The following is a 16185-nucleotide window of genomic DNA, read 5'->3' on the forward strand; positions in this document are numbered from 1 at the left end:
ACAGTGGAAATCGCCGGTTCGATCGCGCTCGTGACGGGCGCCAACCGCGGTCTCGGCCGCGTGCTCACGACAGCTCTCCTCGACCGCGGCGCGAAGACCGTCTACGCGGCGGCCCGAAACCCGGAGAGCATCACCGATCCGCGGCTGACGCCGGTCCGGCTCGACGTCACCGACCCCGCGTCGGTCGCGGCGGCGGCGGAGCTCGCGGGCGACGCCACGCTGGTGATCAACAACGCGGGGGTCGGCAGCAACGGCTCGCTGCTGACCGCGCCGGACCTGGACGCGGCCCGGAAGGTGCTGGAGACCAACTTCTTCGGCCCGGTCCACGTCTCGCGTGCGTTCGCGCCGGTCCTCGGCCGCAACGGCGGCGGCGCGCTGGTCAACGTGCTGTCGGTGCTGTCCTGGGTGGCGCTGCCGGCGGCCGCGGACTACAGCGCGGCGAAGGCGGCCGCGTGGTCGTTCACCAACTCCGCCCGCTGGGAACTGCGCGGGCAGGGCACGCTGGTGGTCGGGGTGCACGTCGGGTACATGGACACCGACATGGCCGCGCACGTCGACGGGCCGAAGGTGGCGCCGGAGGACCTCGCGCGGCAGGTGCTGGACGCCGTGGAGAGCGGTCAGGAGGAGGTTCTGGGCGACGAGCTGAGCCGCGGCGTGAAGGCCGGGCTCGCCGGACCGATCGGCGCGTTCGAGCGGTAACCTGCCCCGCATGGGGGGATTCCGGTTCGTGGTGCCCGTTCTGCTGTTCGGGGTGGCGGCGTGCTCGTCGCCGTCGCCGCCCCCACCCGCGCCGCCCGCGGACTGCGCCCGGTACGAGAGCGGGCCGGTGGAGCCGGCGCTCGGGCACCGGGCCGTCGTGCTGACGCTGACGAACTGCGGCACGGCGGCGCGTGCCGTGTCCGGCTACCCGGACGTCCAGGTCCTCGGCCCGGAGGGCGAGGTGCTGGACGTCCGGGTGGAGCGCGGCTCGTCGTACATGGCGATCGACCCCGGGCCGGGAACCTTCGCGCTGGCGCCCGGAAAGTCCCTGGTGACGGTGGTGTCCTGGGCGAACACGGTGACCGACGGCGACGTCGTGACCGGCTCGGCGCTCACCGTGGCGTCGAAGCCCGGCGAAGCGCCGCGACAGCTGCCGGTGGAAACGGACCTGGGCACGACGGGCGAGATCACGGTGACCGCCTGGGCGACGGAGCCGGCCCGCTAGACGCGAACCTCGTCGCGCGCCACCGTCCACGCGCGGGCCTGCTCGCTGATCGTCACGCCCAGCCCGGGGCGGCCGGAGAGGTGCATGCGCCCGCCGGAGATCTCCAGGTGCTCGTCGAACAGCGGGTCCAGCCATTCGAAGTGCTCGACCCACGGCTCGCGCGGGTAGGCGGCCGCCAGGTGGATGTGGACCTCCATCGCGAAGTGCGGCGCCAGCCCGAGGTGCGCGTGGTCGGCCAGCGCCATGACCTTGAGGAACTGGGTGATGCCGCCGACGCGCGGCGCGTCCGGCTGCACGATGTCCGCGCCGCGGGCCCGGATCAGCTCGGCGTGCTCCCCCGCGCTCGCGAGCATCTCGCCGGTCGCGATCGGCGTGTCGAACGCCGCCGACAACTGCGCGTGCCCCTCGAAGTCGTAGGCGTCCAGCGGTTCCTCGATCCACACCAGGTCCAGCGGCTCCAGCGCGCGGCACATGCGCCGCGCCGCCGCGCGGTCCCACTGCTGGTTGGCGTCGACCATCAGCGGGACGTCGCCGATCTTCTCGCGCACCGCCGTCACCCTGGCCAGGTCGACCTCGTGCGACGGGTGGCCCACCTTGATCTTGATGCCGCCGATGCCCCGATCGACCGACTCGGCGGCGCGCTCGACGACCTCCTCGATCGGCGCGTGCAGGAACCCGCCGGAGGTGTTGTAGCAGCGCACCGAATCCCGGTGCGCGCCGAGCAGTTTCGCCAGCGGCAGACCGGCCCGCTTGGCCTTGAGATCCCACAGCGCGACGTCGAACGCCGCGATCGCCTGCACGGACAGACCACTGCGCCCGACCGACGCGCCCGCCCACACCAGCTTGTCCCAGATCTTGGCGATGTCACTGGGATCCTCGCCGAGCAGCGCCGGCGCGATCTCACGGGCGTGCGCGAACTGGCCGGGGCCGCCCGCCCGCTTCGAATAGCTGAACCCGACGCCCTCCAGACCGTTCTCGGTGGTGATCTCGGCGAACAGCATCGCCACCTCGGTCATCGGCTTCTGCCGCCCGGTGAGGACCTTCGCGTCGCTGATCGGGGTCGCCAGCGGCAGCGTCACGGACGAGATCCGGACGCGGCTGACGCGGTCGAGGGTGGCGCTCATGCGGTCTGCTCCCTGGTGTCGAACTCGATGCGCTTGATCTTGCCCATCACGGCGAACCCGATGAGGGCGAGGACACCGTGCGCGGCGACGAACCACAGCGCGGTGTCGAAGGAACCGGTGGCCTGCACGGTGTAGCCGATGACGATCGGCGTGACGATGCCCGCCGCGTTGCCGAAGGCGTTCATCGTGGAGCCGACGAAGCTGGTCGCCTGCGGCGGCGCGATGTCGGTGGTGATCGCCCAGCCGAGCGCGCCGAGCCCCTTGCCGAAGAAAGCCAGCGTCATGATCGCGACGATCAGCGCGCTGCTGTCGGTCAGGCTGCACAGGGCGATGCTGGTGGCCAGCGCCATCCCGGTCACGGACGGGATCTTGCGCGCCGCGGTGAGCGAGGCCCCGCGGCGCAGCAGGGCGTCCGAGACGAAGCCGCCCGCCAGTCCGCCGGCGAACCCGCACAGCGCCGGCAGCGCGGCGACGAAACCGACCTCCAGCAACGACAGCCCGCGCCCCTCGACCAGGTAGACCGGGAACCACGTGATGAAGAAGTAGGTGAGCGCGTTGACCGCGTACTGCGAGATGTAGACGCCCCACAGCGGCCGCGTGGAGAAGATCTTCGCGATCGTGCGCCGGTCCAGCGGGGCGCGTTGTTCGGCCCGGGTGCGCGCGTCGTCGAGGTCGACCAGCGCGCCGCCGGTGGTCATGGCGTCCAGTTCAGCCGCGGTCACGCGGCGGTGGTGGCGCGGCGAGTCCATCCAGCGCGACCACACCACGGCGAGCGTCAGCCCGAGCACGCCGAGCATGACGAACACCCAGCGCCAGCCGAACTCGTGCGTGATCCACCCCATCACCGGGGCGAACAACGCGGTCGCGAAGTACTGCGCGGAGTTGAACACCGCGGTGGCCCGTCCGCGTTCGGCGGTCGGGAACCAGGTGGTCGCCACGCGCGCGTTCGCCGGGAACGCCGGCGACTCGAACACACCCAGCAGCAGCCGGAGCGCGAACACGATGGTGACCGCGACCAGCACCGGCGTGGTGATCAGGCCGACCAGGCTGATGGCGGCGGTCACGACCGTCCACAGCGCGAGGCTGAGCGCGTAGATCCGGCGTGCGCCGAAGCGGTCCAGCAGCACGCCGCCGGGCAGCTGCCCGAGCACGTACGCCCAGCTGAAGGCGGAGAAGATGTAGCCGAGCTGGACCGTGCTGAAGCCGAGCTCGGCCGAGATGCTGCTGCCGGTGATCGACAGGCTGCTGCGGTCGGCGTAGTTGATCGCGGTGATGATGAAGATCAGGGTGAGAACCAGGTACCTGGTGGGAATGCGGCGGCGTCCGGTCGCGGTGCTCGCCACCGCCGGCGCCGTCTCGGTTTCCGACATCGTCGTCCTCCTGCGTTGGAGCGTGTCAGGAGGTTAGGGCGGCTCACTGATGCCCGTCCAAGACTGTTTGGACATGGCGCGATACCCGGACGGTATCGCTACTCCAGCACCGCCAGCACGGTGCTCAGCGCCGGGTTCGTCGATTCGCGCGACCACAACAGGTTCAGCTCGACGGGCTGGTCCGGGAGGCCGTCGATCTCGGCCCACGCCACCCCCTCGATCTGCATGCGGGTGGCCGATTCCGGCACGAACGCGATGCCGCGCCCGGCCGCGACGAGCCAGATCATCGTCTGGATCTGGCTGACCTCGTGGACGACGTTGCGGTGCGCGACCGGGATCAACCGGACGACCAGGTCGTAGAAGTACCGCGCCTTGACCGGCGAGTGCATGATCAGCGGCTCGCTGGCGAGTTCGGCTGCGGGCACCGGCCCGGCGCCGGCCAGCCGGTGCCGGGCCGGCACGCACAGCACGAGCCGTTCGCGGTGCAGCGGGCGCGAGGCGAAGGTCGCGGTGTCGAACGGCGGGCGCGCCAGCCCGAGGTCGATCTCGCCGTTGGCCAGTGCGGCGACCTGTTCCCCGGTGACCATTTCGGACAGTTCCACGCGCAGGTCCGGCAGCTGCCCCGCGATCGTGTTGAGCACGCGGCCGAGCACCCCGAAGGCCGAGGCCCCGGTGAAACCGATGCGGATCGAGCCCGCCCGGCCCGCGGCGATGCGCCGCGCCAGGTCGGGGGCGCGCCCGGCGAGCGCGAGCAGCCGCCGCGCGTCGACCAGGAACGCCTCCCCGGCGGCGGTGAGCCGCACACCGCGGCTGTCCCGGTCCAGCAGCTGCGCGCCGACCGCCCGCTCCAGCTTCTGGATCTGGCGGCTCAGCGGGGGCTGGGTCATGGACAGGCGCTCGGCGGCGCGGCCGAAATGACGCTCCTCGGCGACGGCGACGAAGCCCTCGAGCTGGCCGAACGAGAACTCCATGCCGGGAAGGTATCACCGGATGCAAGAACGGTGTTGGACTGGTATCGCTGCGGGCACCTACCGTCGGGGAGCCGGACACCCCCGTTCCCCCGAGAGGTCACCGATGTCCTCCCTCTCCGCCAGCGGTCCGCTGGACACCGCGGTCGGCAAGGTCTTCCGCCGCGTGGTCCCGCTGTTCGTCGTGATGCTGATCTGCAACCAGCTCAACCGCTCGAACATCGGGTACGCCCAGGAGCACCTCGAAGCCGACGTCGGCATCGGCGCGGCCGCCTACGGCCTCGGCGCCGGCCTGTTCTTCATCGCCTACGCGATCTTCGAACTGCCCAGCAACATGCTGATGGAGCGCTACGGGCCGAAGATCTGGCTGACCCGGATCATGGTCAGCTGGGGCCTGGTGTCCGCCGCGATGGCGTTCGTCCAGGGGCCGGCGTCGTTCTACGTGCTGCGCTTCCTGCTCGGCGCCGCCGAAGCCGGGTTCTTCCCCGCGATCATCTACTTCTTCTCCCGCTGGCTGCCCTCGTCGCACCGCGGCCGGGCCACCGCGTTGTTCGTGGCGGGCTCGTCGATCGCCGCGGCGTTGTCCGGTCCGCTGTCCGGGCCGCTGTTGTCGCTGCACGGCTTCCTCGGCGCGGCGGGCTGGCAGTGGCTGTTCGGGCTGGAGGGCCTGCTGTCGGTCGTGGTAGGCCTGATCGCCTACACCCGGCTGGACAGCCGGATCACCGACGCGAAGTGGCTGACCGGGCCGGAGCAGCACGCGCTGGCCGCGGCCATCGAGCAGGAGGACGAGGCGCGCCGGTCCACCGCCACCGGCCGGGTGTCGCGCTGGCGCCTGCTGGTGCAGCCGCAGATCCTGGTCTTCTGCGTGATCTACTTCGCGATCCAGCTGTCCATCTACGCGAACACGTTCTGGCTGCCGAACATCGTCCGCCGCATCGAGGGCACCAACGACATCACCGTCGGCCTGCTGTCGTCGCTGCCGTGGATCTGCGCGGTGGTCGCGATGTACTTCACCGGGCGCGCCTCGGACCGGCTGGGCCGCAGCAAGCCGCTGCTGGTCGGCGCGCTCGTCGTCGCCGCCGCGGGCACCTACCTCGCGGCGGTGGTGTCCCCCGTGCTCGCGCTGGTGTTCCTGTGCGTCGCGGCGATGGGCTTCAAGAGCGCCAGCCCGCTGTTCTGGACCATCCCGCAGGGCAGCGTGCACCCGCTGGCGCTGGCGTCCGCGGTGGCGATCATCAACTCGCTCGGCAACCTCGGCGGGTTCGTCGCGCCCTACGGCTTCGGCCTGATCAAGGAGGCGACCGGCGAGGTGACCTGGGGCCTCTACGCCCTGGCCGCCGCGTGCCTGGCCGCCGCCGTCCTCGTGCTGTTCCTGCGCCGCGACCGCGTCGTGGCGCCCCCGGTAACCCTCCGAGAAACCGCTGGAGACAAGTCATGACGTTCACCCCGACCGAGCTCGCCCGGCGGCTGGGCTCCGGCCTGCTGTCGTTCCCGGTCACGCACTTCGACCGCGAGCTGAACTTCGACGAGCCCGCCTACCGCGACAACATCGCCCGGCTGGGCAAGTACGAGGTGGCGGGGCTGTTCGCGGCGGGCGGGACCGGGGAGTTCTTCTCGCTCACCCCGTCCGAAGTGGACCGTGTGGTGCGGGCGGCGGTGGCGAGCGCCCCGGAGGACACGCCGATCGTCGCCCCGGCCGGGCAGAGCACCGCGGCCGCGGTCGAGTTCGCCCGCGCCGCCGAGCGGGCCGGCGCGGACGGCCTCCTGCTGTTCCCGCCCTACCTCACTGAGGCGCCCCAGGACGGCCTCGCCGCGCACGTGCGCGCGGTCTGCGCGGCCACCTCGCTCGGTGTGATCGTCTACAGCCGGGCCAACGCGAAGTACACCGCGGAGACCGTGGCCGACCTGGCGGAGAGCTGCCCGAACCTGGTCGGCTACAAGGACGGCGTGGGCGACGTCGAGGCCATCACGAAGATCCACGCGCGGCTCGGCGACCGGCTCACCTACATCGGCGGGCTGCCCACCGCCGAGACGTTCGCGCTGCCCTACCTGGAGCTGGGAGTCACGACCTACTCGTCGGCGATCTTCAACTTCGTGCCGGAGTTCGCGCTCGCCTTCTACGCGGCGGTGCGCGCCGAGCGGCGCGACGACGTGCGGCGCATGCTGAAGGAGTTCGTCCTGCCCTACGTCGAGATCCGCAACCGGAAGGCCGGGTACGCGGTGAGCATCGTCAAGGCGGGCATGACCGCGACCGGCCACCCGGCAGGCCCGGTCCGCCCGCCGCTGACCGACCTCGCGCCGGACGAGCTGGCCACCCTGACCGAGTTGATCGAGGGGCTGGCCTGATGCTGACCGGCGAGATGTTCATCGGCGCGGCACGGGTGAGCGGCTCCGGCAAGGAGGTGTTCTCCCGCGACCCGCGCACCGGCGAGGAGCTGGCGCCCGGCTACCGCTACGGCGGCGCGGCGGAGGTCGCGCGGGCGGCGGCGCTGGCCGAGGACGCGTTCGACGTCTACCGCGCCACCGGCTCGGCGACGCGGGCGGCGTTCCTGGAGCGGATCGCGGACGAGATCACCGCACTCGCTGAACCGATCGCCGACCGGGCGGTGCTCGAGTCGGGCCTGCCGCAGGCGCGGCTGACCGGCGAGGTCGCGCGCACCACGGGGCAGCTGCGGCTGTTCGCCGCGACGCTGCGCGAGGGCAGCTGGCACGGCGCGCGCATCGACCCGGCCCAGCCGGACCGCACTCCCCTGCCGCGCGCGGACATCCGGCAGCGGCGGGTGCCGCTCGGACCGGTCGCGGTGTTCGGCGCGAGCAACTTCCCGCTGGCGTTCTCCGTCGCCGGTGGCGACACGGCCTCCGCGCTGGCCGCGGGCTGCCCGGTGGTGGTCAAGGCGCACGACGCGCACCTCGGCACGTCGGAGCTGGTCGCGTCCGCGGTCCGGGCGGCGGTGGTGGCGTGCGGGCTGCCCGAAGGCGTGTTCTCGCTGCTCGTCGGCGACGGGCCGGAGCTGGGCACGATGCTGGTGACCGATCCGCGGATCCAGGCGGTCGGCTTCACCGGATCGCGGGGCGCGGGGCTGGCGCTGGTCGCCGCGGCGGCCTCACGGCCGCAGCCGATCCCGGTGTACGCGGAGATGAGCAGCGTGAACCCGGTGGTGCTGCTGCCGGGTGCGCTGGCTTCGCGCGGTGCCGAGCTGGGCACGGCGTTCGTCGGGTCGCTGACGCTGGGCGCGGGCCAGTTCTGCACCAACCCCGGTCTGGTCCTGGCGGTCGAGGGGCCTGGGCTGGACGAGTTCGTCACCGCGGCGGCCGAGGCCGTGCGGGGCGACGCGGGCGGGACGATGCTGACGCTCGGCATCGCCGGTGCGTACGCCAGCGCCCGGGACCGGTTGGCCGGCCGTCCCGGTGTCGTCGAGCTGGCGCGCGGCGAGGCGGGTTCGTCGGCCGCCTGTGGTGGCGCGGCACTGCTGGCCGTGGACGGCTCGCGGTTCACGTCCGAGCTGCAGGAGGAGGTGTTCGGCGCGACCTCGCTGGTGGTGCGGTGCGCCGATCAGGCCGAGCTGCTCGGCGTGGTGCGGGCATTGGAGGGGCAGCTGACGGCGACCGTGCACGCGGTGGAGTCCGACGAGCCGCTGGCCGCCGCGCTGCTGCCGGTGCTGGAGCGCAAGGCCGGGCGGATCCTGTTCAACGGCTGGCCCACCGGTGTCGAGGTCGGGCACGCGATGGTGCACGGCGGCCCGTTCCCGGCGACGTCCGACTCCCGCACCACCTCGGTCGGTTCGCTCGCGATCGAGCGGTTCCTGCGCCCGGTGGCCTACCAGGACGTGCCGGCCGCGCTGCTGCCGCCGGTGCTGCGGGACGGCAACCCGGAAGGCGTGTGGCGCAGGATCGACGGCGAGCTCTCGCGCGACTAGGAAGGCTTCGAGATGACCGTTCCCGTGGTGACCGCGATGCGGGTGGTGCCCGTCGCGGGCCAGGACAGCATGCTGCTCAACCTCAGCGGCGCGCACGCGCCGTTCTTCACCCGGAACCTGGTGGTGCTCACCGATTCCGCGGGCCGCACCGGGGTCGGCGAGGTGCCCGGCGGCGAGCGCATCCGGTCCACTTTGGAGGATTGCGTGCCGCTGGTGGTGGGGCGGCCGGTGAGCCGCCACCACGCGGTGCTGGGCGAGGTGCGGCGCCGGTTCGCCGACCGCGACGCCGGCGGCCGCGGCGCGCAGACGTTCGACCTGCGCGTGACGATCCACGCGGTGACGGCGCTGGAGGCCGCGCTGCTGGACCTGCTCGGGCAGCACCTGGAGGTGCCGGTGGCGGACCTGCTGGGCGAGGGGCGGCAGCGGGACCGGGTGCCGGTGCTGGGTTACCTGTTCTACGTGGGCGACCGGACGCGGACCGACCTGCCGTACCGCGGTGGGTCCGGCGACGGGTGGTTCCGGGTGCGGGACGAGGAGGCGCTGACGCCGGAGGCCGTGGTGCGGCTGGCGGAGGCGGCGCAGGCGCGGTACGGGTTCCGGGACTTCAAGCTGAAGGGCGGGGTGCTGCCCGCCGAGGAGGAGGCGGAGGCGGTGCGGGCGCTCGCCGAGCGGTTCCCGGAGGCGCGGATCACGCTGGACCCCAACGGCGGGTGGCTGCTCGCGGACGCGATCCGGGTCGGCCGGTCGCTGCGGGACGTGCTGTCCTACGCCGAGGACCCGTGCGGCGCGGAGGGCGGCTACTCGGGCCGGGAGACGATGGCGGAGTTCCGGCGCGCGACCGGCCTGCGCACCGCGACGAACATGATCGCCACGGACTGGCGGCAGCTGGGGCACGCGGTGCGGATGGACGCGGTGGACATCCCGCTGGCGGACCCGCACTTCTGGACGATGGCGGGCTCGGTGCGGGTGGCGCAGCTGTGCGACGCGTGGGGCCTGACGTGGGGTTCGCACTCGAACAACCACTTCGACGTGTCCCTGGCGATGTTCACCCACGTGGCGGCGGCCGCGCCGGGCGACATCACGGCGATCGACACGCACTGGATCTGGCAGGACGGGCAGCGCCTGACGACGGACCCGCTGCGCATCAAAGACGGCGAGATCGAGGTGCCGCAGCGGCCGGGGCTCGGGGTGGAGCTGGACTGGGACCAGGTGGAACAGGCGCACGAGCGGTACCGCCGCCACGGCCTGGGCACCCGCGACGACGCGGCGGCGATGCAGTACCTGGTGAAGGGCTGGACCTTCGACCCGAAGCGGCCCTGCCTGGACCGCTGATTCTGCGCCGCTTCCTCCCGCCACCCCGGCTCGACCACGAGCGGCGGCACACCAAGGGCCGCCCCGGGGCGCCCCGCACCACCATGGGCGGCACCCCACCGGCCGCCCCCGGGGCGACCCCGCCCGACCAACACCCAGCCCCACCACGGCTGGCACGCCACGGGCCGCCGCCGGGTCGGCCTGGCCCTGGCACGCCACAGGCTGCTGCTCCGGCCCGGCGGTTTGCCCACCTCCGCCACAGGTGGCACGTCAAGGGCCGCCCGGGGCGACCATCGCCCGGCTTTACCCCGAGTGGCACGTCAGGGCTGCTCCGGGCCGGCCCGCGCCGCCGGCCCGGAGCAGCCCGGCGGGGGCGGCGGCCCCGTCTCGACCGCCGTCTCCGCGCTGGCGCCTCCGTCAGAAACCCTCCACGAACCGGCGCGGCGGCATGCCGCGCACACCCACCTCCGCCCGGTACAGCAGACCGCCGTCGCCGTCCTGGCGGGCGCTCGTCACGTACAGCACGTCCAGGTCCGGCCCGCCGAACACGCAGCTCGTCGGGCACGCCGCCGGCACGTCGACCGTCATCAGGCGCTCCCCGGACACCGGGTCCAGCCGCCACACCTGGCCGGCGCCCCAGATCGCCACCCACAACCCGCCTTCCGCGTCGACCGTCAGCCCGTCCGGCAGCCCGACCCGCGACGACACGTGCCGCAGCACCCGGCGGCCTGACACCTCGCCGGTGGCCGGGCGGTAACGCCACGCCGCGATCTCCCCGGCCGCCGTGTCGACGTGGTACAGCACCTGCCCGTCGGGCGACCAGTCCAAGCCGTTCGACATCCCCAGCCCCCGCACCGCGACCGCCACACTGCGCCCCGCGACGCAGAACAACGCGCCGATCCGCCGGTTGTCGTGCGTGGCCGAACCGGCCCAGCACCGGCCGCGCGGGTCGATCGCGGCGTCGTTCATGCGCGCGCCCGGCTCCAGCGGCAGCTCGATGACCGGCGACGTCCGGCCCGAGCGCGGGTCCAGCCACGCCAGGCCGCGTTCGGTGACCGCCAGCAGGTCGTCGCCGGGGCCGAGTTCGACCGCGCTGACCCGGACGTCCAGCCCGACCGACACCCCCGACCCGGACGGCGTGACGTTGTGCAGCCGCAGGCCGGGGATGTCGACCCAGTACAGGAAGCCCGACGGATCCCACAGCGGCGACTCGCCGAGTTCGCTCACCGCGGTGGTCACGCTCTCAGCCGGGCACAGGACCGGGCTGCGCTCGGAACCGATCATGAGACCTCGACTTCGGTAGGTTTCACTAGCCGAACAGCATATCTCAATCTGCGGATTGCGCTAGCCCCTGAGGCGGGCCGCCAGCTCTCCCCTGCTCCGCACGCCGGCCTTGGCGAAGACGGCCTTGAGGTGGTCCTGCACCGTGTGCGCCGAGATCCCGAGCGCGTCCGCGATGTCCACAGTGGACGAGCCGGTGAGCACCTCGCGGCAGATCTCGCGTTCGCGCGGGGTGAAGCCGTAGGCCGCGAACAGCAGGTCCACCAGCACGTCGCCGCTCGCGCGTTCCAGGGTCACGACGGTTTCGTCGTCGTCGGAGACGAGCCGGGCGGCGCGCAGCAGGATCCACCCGCCCCGTGAATCGCGGATGCGGGCGCCGAACGTGCCGGACGGCGCGGCCCGGGCGCCACTGACCACCGCCCGCACCATGACCGCGAACCGCCCGGGGGCGATGTCGTCGAGTTCGTCGCGCCATGCCCGCGCGGCGGCGGTGGCCGCGCGGGGCTCGCCGTCCGCGGTGACCACGACGATCGCCGGCCGCTCGGGCCCACCGCCGCCCGCGCGAGCGGCGACGCGGGTCGCGCAGGCCAGTGCCGGCGCCACGGCCGTGAGGAACTCGGCCTCGCGGTCGGTGAAGTCGGTCGCGCGGACCATCCCGGCCGCGCCCCAGCACACGCCGTCGACGCGGAAGACCACGCGCAGCTCGTGGTGCAGTCCGAGCGGGCGCCACACGTCGTTGACTCGGCTGCTGCGCTCGCGGTCTCGCCGGGGCAGGTCGGACAGCCGCGCCACCGGCGACGGGCGCCGGGCGAGCTCGGCGAACGTGTGCGGCTCGGTGCCGTCGTACTCGCAGGCGGCGAGCACCGGCTCGAAGTGCGCCGGGATGCGGGCGGCGCCGCTGGTCATCGAGCTGATGACGACGGTGTCCGGGTCGAGCGAGGCCCAGCAGGTCAGGTCGGTGGGCACGACGCGGCCGACCACCTCGATGGCGGCCGCGTGCAGGTCCGCGACACCGAGGCCCGCCTCGGCGAGTGCCGCGATGTCGCGTCGGGCGCCGTGTGCCCGGCCCTCCCACATGCCCGGCAGTATGCGCCCGCGGCGGCGGCCGCGGGTATCCCACATTTCCGGGATGGCCCGGGTGGGTGGCGCGTCGTTGGCTGGCGGCATGAAAACGCACACCAGCACCGCGGGCGAGGGCCAGGAGCTGCACTCGCCCGACGCGATCATCACCGTGAAGGCCGGGGCCGAGCACACGGGCGCCTACGAGCTGTTCGAGGTCGACGCGCCGCGCGGGCCCGCGGTGCCCCCGCACGGGACGCCGTGGCCGAAGGCGTACTACGTGCTGCACGGCCGGATGGCGGTCCTCGTCGACGGCGAGATCCACGACCTCGGGCCGGGCGCGTCCATCACGGTGCCGGCCGGGGCGATGCACACGTTCACCGTGCACACGCCGGCGGTGAAGTTCCTGGCGTTCAGCCCGGGCGCGCGGATGGGCCGCTTCTTCCGCGACGTCGACCAGGCGGTGCCCGCGGACACGCCGGTGGCCGAGGCGGCGCCACTGCTCACCGAGGTGCTGCACCGGCACGGCATCGTGCTGGAGGACTGGCGATGAGCCGCGACACGATGCTTTCCGCCCGCGCACGTGCCATCGCGGCACGCGCTGGCACCGGCACTTCGGCACTGCCCGGCCGCGCACCTGCCACCGCAACACGCGCTGCCACCGGCGGTCCGGCGCTGTCCGGCCGCGCAAGTGCCATCGCGGCACGCGCTGCGACCGGCGGTCCGGCACTGCCCAGCCGCACACCTCCCACCGCAACACGCGCTGCGACCGGCGGTCCGGCGCTGTCCGGCCGCGCACCTGCCACCGCAACACGCGCTGACACCAGCAGTCCGGCACTGCCCAGCCGCACACCTCCCACCGCAACACGCGCTGCGACCGGCGGTCCGGCGCTGTCTGGCCACGCAAGTGCCATCGCGGCACGCGCTGGCACCGGCGGTCCGGCACTGCCCAGCCGCACACCTGCCACCGCAACACGCGCTGGCACCGGCACTTCGGCAGTGTCTCGCCACGCACCTCCCATGCCAGGACTGGCTGTGAGCGGCAGTCGTGCGTTCTCCGGCCGCGTGAGCCGTGCCCGTACCGGCCGTGTGATGCCTCCGGGCAGCACAGTTCCCGGCTGGGCAGCCGGGCGCAGGACCGTGCCAACCCTCGCACCGCGGCGGCACAGCGCGCGCGTCGGCACCACCGCCCGAGCGACAACCACCGCCCAGACAAACACCCCCCGGACAATCACCACCCGAACGACAAATACCACCGGGGAGGCGCCGTGAACGTCGTGGCTCAGGTGTTCGCCGGGGTGGCCGCCGCGTTGCACGTGCTCGTCTTCGTGTGGGAGGCGCTGCTCTTCCGGCGGCCCGCGGTGCACTGGGGCGTCTTCCGCATCCGCAGCGAAGACGTGCCCGCCGTACTGTTGTGGTCGTTCGGGCAGGGCTTCTACAACCTGTTCCTCGCCGCCGGGACGGTCATCGGGCTCATCGCCGTCAACACCGGCCAGGCCGAGGCCGGGCGCGCGCTCGTGTACTACACGTGTGGCTTCATGATCCTCTCCTCCCTCGTGCTGCTCGTTTCCGACCGGATGGCGCTCGGCCGCGAGAAGGGCGCCGGGCTCGGCGGGGTGGCCGCGCAGGCCCTGCCACCGATCGGCGCGCTGCTCGCGGTCGCGATCGCGGGGTGACCGTCAGCCGTGGTGCACCGCCTCCACGTTGTGCCCGTCGGGGTCCCGCAGGAACACCGCGTAGTAGCCCGGGTGGTACTCGGGCCACTCGCGGGGCGCGTGCAGCACCTCGACACCCGCCTCGACGGCCGCGGCGTGCACGGCGTCGACCGCGTCCCGTCCGGGCGCGCGGAAGGCCACGTGCAGCTCCCGGGTTTCCGCGCCGCCCGCGGAACTCAGCCAGAAGTCGGGATTGCCGTCCGGCCCGGCCATCCCCACCACCACACTGTCGCCCGCGGGAAAACGCATCGCCTCCCGCAACCCGATCGGCCCGAACACGCGCTGATACAGGGCGGCGGACGCCTCGACGTCGGCCACCTGAACTCCGAGATGATCCAGCATGCGCGAAGGCTAACCGGCACCACCGACAATTTCCGACCCCCACGTTCCGGACACCCGGTAAGTCCACAATAGACAGACCACGAGACCCGGAATAACCGTGGTAGCGTTCCTCTATGGGGGAAAATTCACAAACACTGCAGTCCGTCTCGAACGCATTGCGCCTCGTGCTGCTGCTGCGCGCCCAAGCGGACGTCGGGGTGACGGACGCCGCGCGACACCTCGGCGTCGGTCCGTCCACGGCGCACCGCCTGCTGACCACCTTGCAGCAACACGGCTTCGCCGAACAGACCCACGGCGGCCGCCGCTACCGCATCGGCCCGTCGATGACCATGTCCAGCGACACGCAGGCGGTCGAGCACTGCCTGGAAGTCGCGTACCCGTTCATGCAGCAGCTGCGCGACGAATCGCGGGAGACCGTGCACATCTCGGTGCTGGCCGGCGCGCGGGTGAAGTTCGTCGCCGCCGTCGAATCGCCGCTGCTGATGCGCGTCGCGAGCCGGGTCGGCCTGAGCATGCCGGCGCACGCGTCCGCCGCGGGCAAGGTGCTGCTCGCCGAACTCACCGACGACGAGCTGACCGAGCTGTACCCGGACGAGGAACTGACCGGCGCGACCGACGCCGGCCTGCACACCCGCACCGCACTCCGCGCGGAGCTGGCGCGCGTGCGGGCCGAGGGCTTCGGGCGCAACACCGGCGAGTCCGAGGAGGGCCTGGCCGCGCTCGCGGTGCCCATCCCGCGCGCGACCGGACGCGTGCTGTGCAGCCTCGCGCTCACCGGTCCCCTGTTCCGGTTCAACCCCGATCCGGCGGCCGGCGTGTCGCCGCGTGAGCTGGAGCTGACGACCATGCTGCGGCACGCCGCGGCGCAGATCGCGAAGCAGCTCGTCTACTGAGGGGCACAATGGGCAGGGACCAGAGAGGGGGCGCCATGCCCGACGAGACCACGCCCGAGGGCGACTACACCGAATCCGGTGTGCCGAGCTTCGACTTCGTGCGCGACCGCATCGAGAACCGCTACGCGACGGCCCTCGGCTCGACCGAACTGGCCGGGGAGACCCCGGAGGCGGCCTCGTTCGACGAGAAGATGGCCGACCGCGACCGCGCCGCACGCGACAAGCTGGAGGAGATCCGCCGCTCGATGCGCGGGGAGTGAGGTCAGGGCTTCTGCCAGACCGAGACGTGCTTGCGGCTCTCCCCGGTGAACGGCTCGCGCGCCCAGTCCGCCCACCGCTCCCGCAGGCGCATCCCGGCCAGCTCGGCCATCAGGTCGAGCTCCGAGGGCCAGACGTAGCGGAACGGGATCGACCGGAAGGCGCCGCGGCCGCCGGTGACGTCGACGTAGTTGGAGCTCATCGCCTGCGTGGCCACGTCGTACACGTCGTAGGCCCAGCTCGACGCGCCGACGTGGAACGGCACGACCGTCTGACCGGGCGGCAGCTGCCGCAGCGCGGGCACCCCGACCTCGATCACGAAACACCCGCCCGGCCGGAGGTGCGCCGCGGCGTTGCGGAAGCACGCGACCTGGTCGGTCTGGGTGGTCAGGTTCATGATCGTGTTGAAGACCAGGTAGGCGACCGAGAACTCCCCCGGCACCCTGGTCGTGGCGAAGTCGCCGATCGTCACGCCGACCGCGTCGCCACCCGGCTTCGCGCGCAGGCGGGCCACCATGGCGCGGGAGAGGTCGATGCCGTGCACCGGCACGCCACGCGCGGCGAGCGGCAGCGCGATCCGGCCGGTGCCGATGCCCAGTTCGAGGGCCGCCCCGTCGCCGGCGAGTTCGGCCACGAACCCGGCGGCCGACTCGACCGCGGCGGACTCGAACTCCGGGCCCTCCGACCGGTCGTACGTCGCGGCGACGTCCTCGCCGAAGTAGCCGTCGTCCATGGGCGGACCG

The 16185-nt window shown here is 72.9% G+C and carries 17 protein-coding genes; 10 read left to right on the forward strand and 7 right to left on the reverse strand.

Annotated elements, in window-relative coordinates; translation table 11 throughout:
- Positions 1-3: 3 nt before the first annotated feature.
- Entirely contained in the window at positions 4-699 is a 696-nt protein-coding gene (locus tag AMY39116_RS0336900) for an SDR family oxidoreductase (protein WP_020422612.1), read from the forward strand.
- 10 nt (positions 700-709) lie between these two features.
- Complete coding sequence (locus AMY39116_RS0336905; RefSeq protein WP_020422613.1) at positions 710-1204, forward strand: DUF4232 domain-containing protein; 495 nt, start codon at positions 710-712, stop codon at positions 1202-1204.
- On the opposite strand, the gene AMY39116_RS0336910 is transcribed toward AMY39116_RS0336905, so the two are convergent.
- The 3 genes from AMY39116_RS0336910 to AMY39116_RS0336920 all read right to left on the reverse strand — a co-directional run bounded on the left by AMY39116_RS0336910 (position 1201) and on the right by AMY39116_RS0336920 (position 4669).
- The gene (locus AMY39116_RS0336910) at positions 1201-2328 is read right to left on the reverse strand and encodes a mandelate racemase/muconate lactonizing enzyme family protein (RefSeq protein ID WP_020422614.1); all 1128 of its coding nucleotides are present in this window, start codon (positions 2326-2328) and stop codon (positions 1201-1203) included. The genes AMY39116_RS0336905 and AMY39116_RS0336910 overlap by 4 nt on opposite strands.
- Positions 2325-3698 carry an MFS transporter gene (locus AMY39116_RS0336915; RefSeq protein WP_020422615.1) on the reverse strand — a complete coding sequence of 458 codons (1374 nt, stop codon included), beginning with the start codon at positions 3696-3698 and terminating at the stop codon, positions 2325-2327. Before AMY39116_RS0336915 ends, AMY39116_RS0336910 begins: the two co-directional genes overlap by 4 nt.
- A gap of 98 nt (positions 3699-3796) precedes the next feature.
- Complete coding sequence (locus tag AMY39116_RS0336920) at positions 3797-4669, reverse strand: LysR family transcriptional regulator (RefSeq protein ID WP_020422616.1); 873 nt, start codon at positions 4667-4669, stop codon at positions 3797-3799.
- Between the two features lie 103 nt (positions 4670-4772).
- On the opposite strand from AMY39116_RS0336920, the gene AMY39116_RS0336925 reads away from it, so the two are divergent.
- From AMY39116_RS0336925 to gudD, 4 genes are read left to right on the forward strand one after another with little or no spacing between them, the layout of a single operon-like run.
- Complete coding sequence (locus AMY39116_RS0336925; RefSeq protein ID WP_020422617.1) at positions 4773-6104, forward strand: MFS transporter; 1332 nt, start codon at positions 4773-4775, stop codon at positions 6102-6104.
- On the forward strand, positions 6101-7012 hold the full coding sequence (kdgD, locus tag AMY39116_RS0336930; RefSeq protein WP_020422618.1) for a 5-dehydro-4-deoxyglucarate dehydratase: 912 nt from the start codon (positions 6101-6103) through the stop codon (positions 7010-7012). The genes AMY39116_RS0336925 and kdgD overlap by 4 nt, the downstream gene beginning before the upstream one ends.
- Positions 7012-8583 carry an aldehyde dehydrogenase (NADP(+)) gene (locus AMY39116_RS0336935; RefSeq protein WP_020422619.1) on the forward strand — a complete coding sequence of 524 codons (1572 nt, stop codon included), beginning with the start codon at positions 7012-7014 and terminating at the stop codon, positions 8581-8583. The genes kdgD and AMY39116_RS0336935 overlap by 1 nt, the downstream gene beginning before the upstream one ends.
- A 12-nt stretch (positions 8584-8595) precedes the next feature.
- Positions 8596-9915 carry a glucarate dehydratase gene (gene gudD / locus AMY39116_RS0336940; protein ID WP_020422620.1) on the forward strand — a complete coding sequence of 440 codons (1320 nt, stop codon included), beginning with the start codon at positions 8596-8598 and terminating at the stop codon, positions 9913-9915.
- 396 nt (positions 9916-10311) lie between these two features.
- On the opposite strand, the gene AMY39116_RS0336945 is transcribed toward gudD, so the two are convergent.
- Both AMY39116_RS0336945 and AMY39116_RS0336950 read right to left on the reverse strand, forming a co-directional pair.
- Positions 10312-11178, reverse strand: coding sequence for an SMP-30/gluconolactonase/LRE family protein (locus AMY39116_RS0336945; protein WP_020422621.1), 867 nt, complete (start codon positions 11176-11178; stop codon positions 10312-10314).
- A 60-nt stretch (positions 11179-11238) separates the two neighbouring features.
- Entirely contained in the window at positions 11239-12252 is a 1014-nt protein-coding gene (locus AMY39116_RS0336950; protein ID WP_027936561.1) for a helix-turn-helix transcriptional regulator, read from the reverse strand.
- A gap of 88 nt (positions 12253-12340) precedes the next feature.
- Between AMY39116_RS0336950 and AMY39116_RS0336955 the strand changes: the two genes are divergently transcribed.
- Together AMY39116_RS0336955 and AMY39116_RS0336960 are read left to right on the forward strand one after the other, a co-directional pair.
- Positions 12341-12787: a cupin domain-containing protein gene (locus AMY39116_RS0336955; protein ID WP_020422623.1), complete on the forward strand. Its 447-nt coding sequence runs from the start codon at positions 12341-12343 to the stop codon at positions 12785-12787.
- 715 nt (positions 12788-13502) lie between these two features.
- A complete protein-coding gene (locus tag AMY39116_RS0336960) occupies positions 13503-13910 on the forward strand; it encodes a DUF1304 domain-containing protein (RefSeq protein ID WP_020422624.1) in 408 nt (135 codons plus the stop codon).
- Between the two features lie 3 nt (positions 13911-13913).
- Here AMY39116_RS0336960 and AMY39116_RS0336965 read toward each other — a convergent pair whose 3' ends face one another.
- Positions 13914-14291, reverse strand: coding sequence for a VOC family protein (locus tag AMY39116_RS0336965; RefSeq protein WP_026153251.1), 378 nt, complete (start codon positions 14289-14291; stop codon positions 13914-13916).
- A 113-nt stretch (positions 14292-14404) separates the two neighbouring features.
- Between AMY39116_RS0336965 and AMY39116_RS0336970 the strand changes: the two genes are divergently transcribed.
- Together AMY39116_RS0336970 and AMY39116_RS0336975 are read left to right on the forward strand one after the other, a co-directional pair.
- On the forward strand, positions 14405-15184 hold the full coding sequence (locus AMY39116_RS0336970) for an IclR family transcriptional regulator (protein ID WP_235716292.1): 780 nt from the start codon (positions 14405-14407) through the stop codon (positions 15182-15184).
- 35 nt (positions 15185-15219) lie between these two features.
- Complete coding sequence (locus tag AMY39116_RS0336975; protein WP_020422626.1) at positions 15220-15444, forward strand: hypothetical protein; 225 nt, start codon at positions 15220-15222, stop codon at positions 15442-15444.
- A 2-nt stretch (positions 15445-15446) separates the two neighbouring features.
- On the opposite strand, the gene AMY39116_RS0336980 is transcribed toward AMY39116_RS0336975, so the two are convergent.
- Complete coding sequence (locus tag AMY39116_RS0336980; RefSeq protein WP_020422627.1) at positions 15447-16175, reverse strand: class I SAM-dependent methyltransferase; 729 nt, start codon at positions 16173-16175, stop codon at positions 15447-15449.
- Positions 16176-16185: the final 10 nt, after the last annotated feature.

Source organism: Amycolatopsis sp. ATCC 39116 (assembly GCF_000231075.2).
Lineage (GTDB): Bacteria > Actinomycetota > Actinomycetes > Mycobacteriales > Pseudonocardiaceae > Amycolatopsis_E > Amycolatopsis_E tucumanensis.

What these genes read in the sequence shown, in the direction of transcription:
- AMY39116_RS0336920 (WP_020422616.1), bottom strand. Translation starts at nt 4,669, where the DNA reads ATGGAGTTCTCGTTCGGCCAGCTCGAGGGCTTCGTCGCCGTCGCCGAG.
- AMY39116_RS0336935 (WP_020422619.1), top strand. Translation starts at nt 7,012, where the DNA reads ATGCTGACCGGCGAGATGTTCATCGGCGCGGCACGGGTGAGCGGCTCC.
- AMY39116_RS0336910 (WP_020422614.1), bottom strand. Translation starts at nt 2,328, where the DNA reads ATGAGCGCCACCCTCGACCGCGTCAGCCGCGTCCGGATCTCGTCCGTG.
- AMY39116_RS0336945 (WP_020422621.1), bottom strand. Translation starts at nt 11,178, where the DNA reads ATGATCGGTTCCGAGCGCAGCCCGGTCCTGTGCCCGGCTGAGAGCGTG.
- AMY39116_RS0336970 (WP_235716292.1), top strand. Translation starts at nt 14,405, where the DNA reads ATGGGGGAAAATTCACAAACACTGCAGTCCGTCTCGAACGCATTGCGC.
- kdgD (WP_020422618.1), top strand. Translation starts at nt 6,101, where the DNA reads ATGACGTTCACCCCGACCGAGCTCGCCCGGCGGCTGGGCTCCGGCCTG.
- AMY39116_RS0336975 (WP_020422626.1), top strand. Translation starts at nt 15,220, where the DNA reads ATGCCCGACGAGACCACGCCCGAGGGCGACTACACCGAATCCGGTGTG.
- gudD (WP_020422620.1), top strand. Translation starts at nt 8,596, where the DNA reads ATGACCGTTCCCGTGGTGACCGCGATGCGGGTGGTGCCCGTCGCGGGC.
- AMY39116_RS0336925 (WP_020422617.1), top strand. Translation starts at nt 4,773, where the DNA reads ATGTCCTCCCTCTCCGCCAGCGGTCCGCTGGACACCGCGGTCGGCAAG.
- AMY39116_RS0336905 (WP_020422613.1), top strand. Translation starts at nt 710, where the DNA reads ATGGGGGGATTCCGGTTCGTGGTGCCCGTTCTGCTGTTCGGGGTGGCG.
- AMY39116_RS0336980 (WP_020422627.1), bottom strand. Translation starts at nt 16,175, where the DNA reads ATGGACGACGGCTACTTCGGCGAGGACGTCGCCGCGACGTACGACCGG.
- AMY39116_RS0336955 (WP_020422623.1), top strand. Translation starts at nt 12,341, where the DNA reads ATGAAAACGCACACCAGCACCGCGGGCGAGGGCCAGGAGCTGCACTCG.
- AMY39116_RS0336965 (WP_026153251.1), bottom strand. Translation starts at nt 14,291, where the DNA reads ATGCTGGATCATCTCGGAGTTCAGGTGGCCGACGTCGAGGCGTCCGCC.
- AMY39116_RS0336950 (WP_027936561.1), bottom strand. Translation starts at nt 12,252, where the DNA reads ATGTGGGAGGGCCGGGCACACGGCGCCCGACGCGACATCGCGGCACTC.
- AMY39116_RS0336915 (WP_020422615.1), bottom strand. Translation starts at nt 3,698, where the DNA reads ATGTCGGAAACCGAGACGGCGCCGGCGGTGGCGAGCACCGCGACCGGA.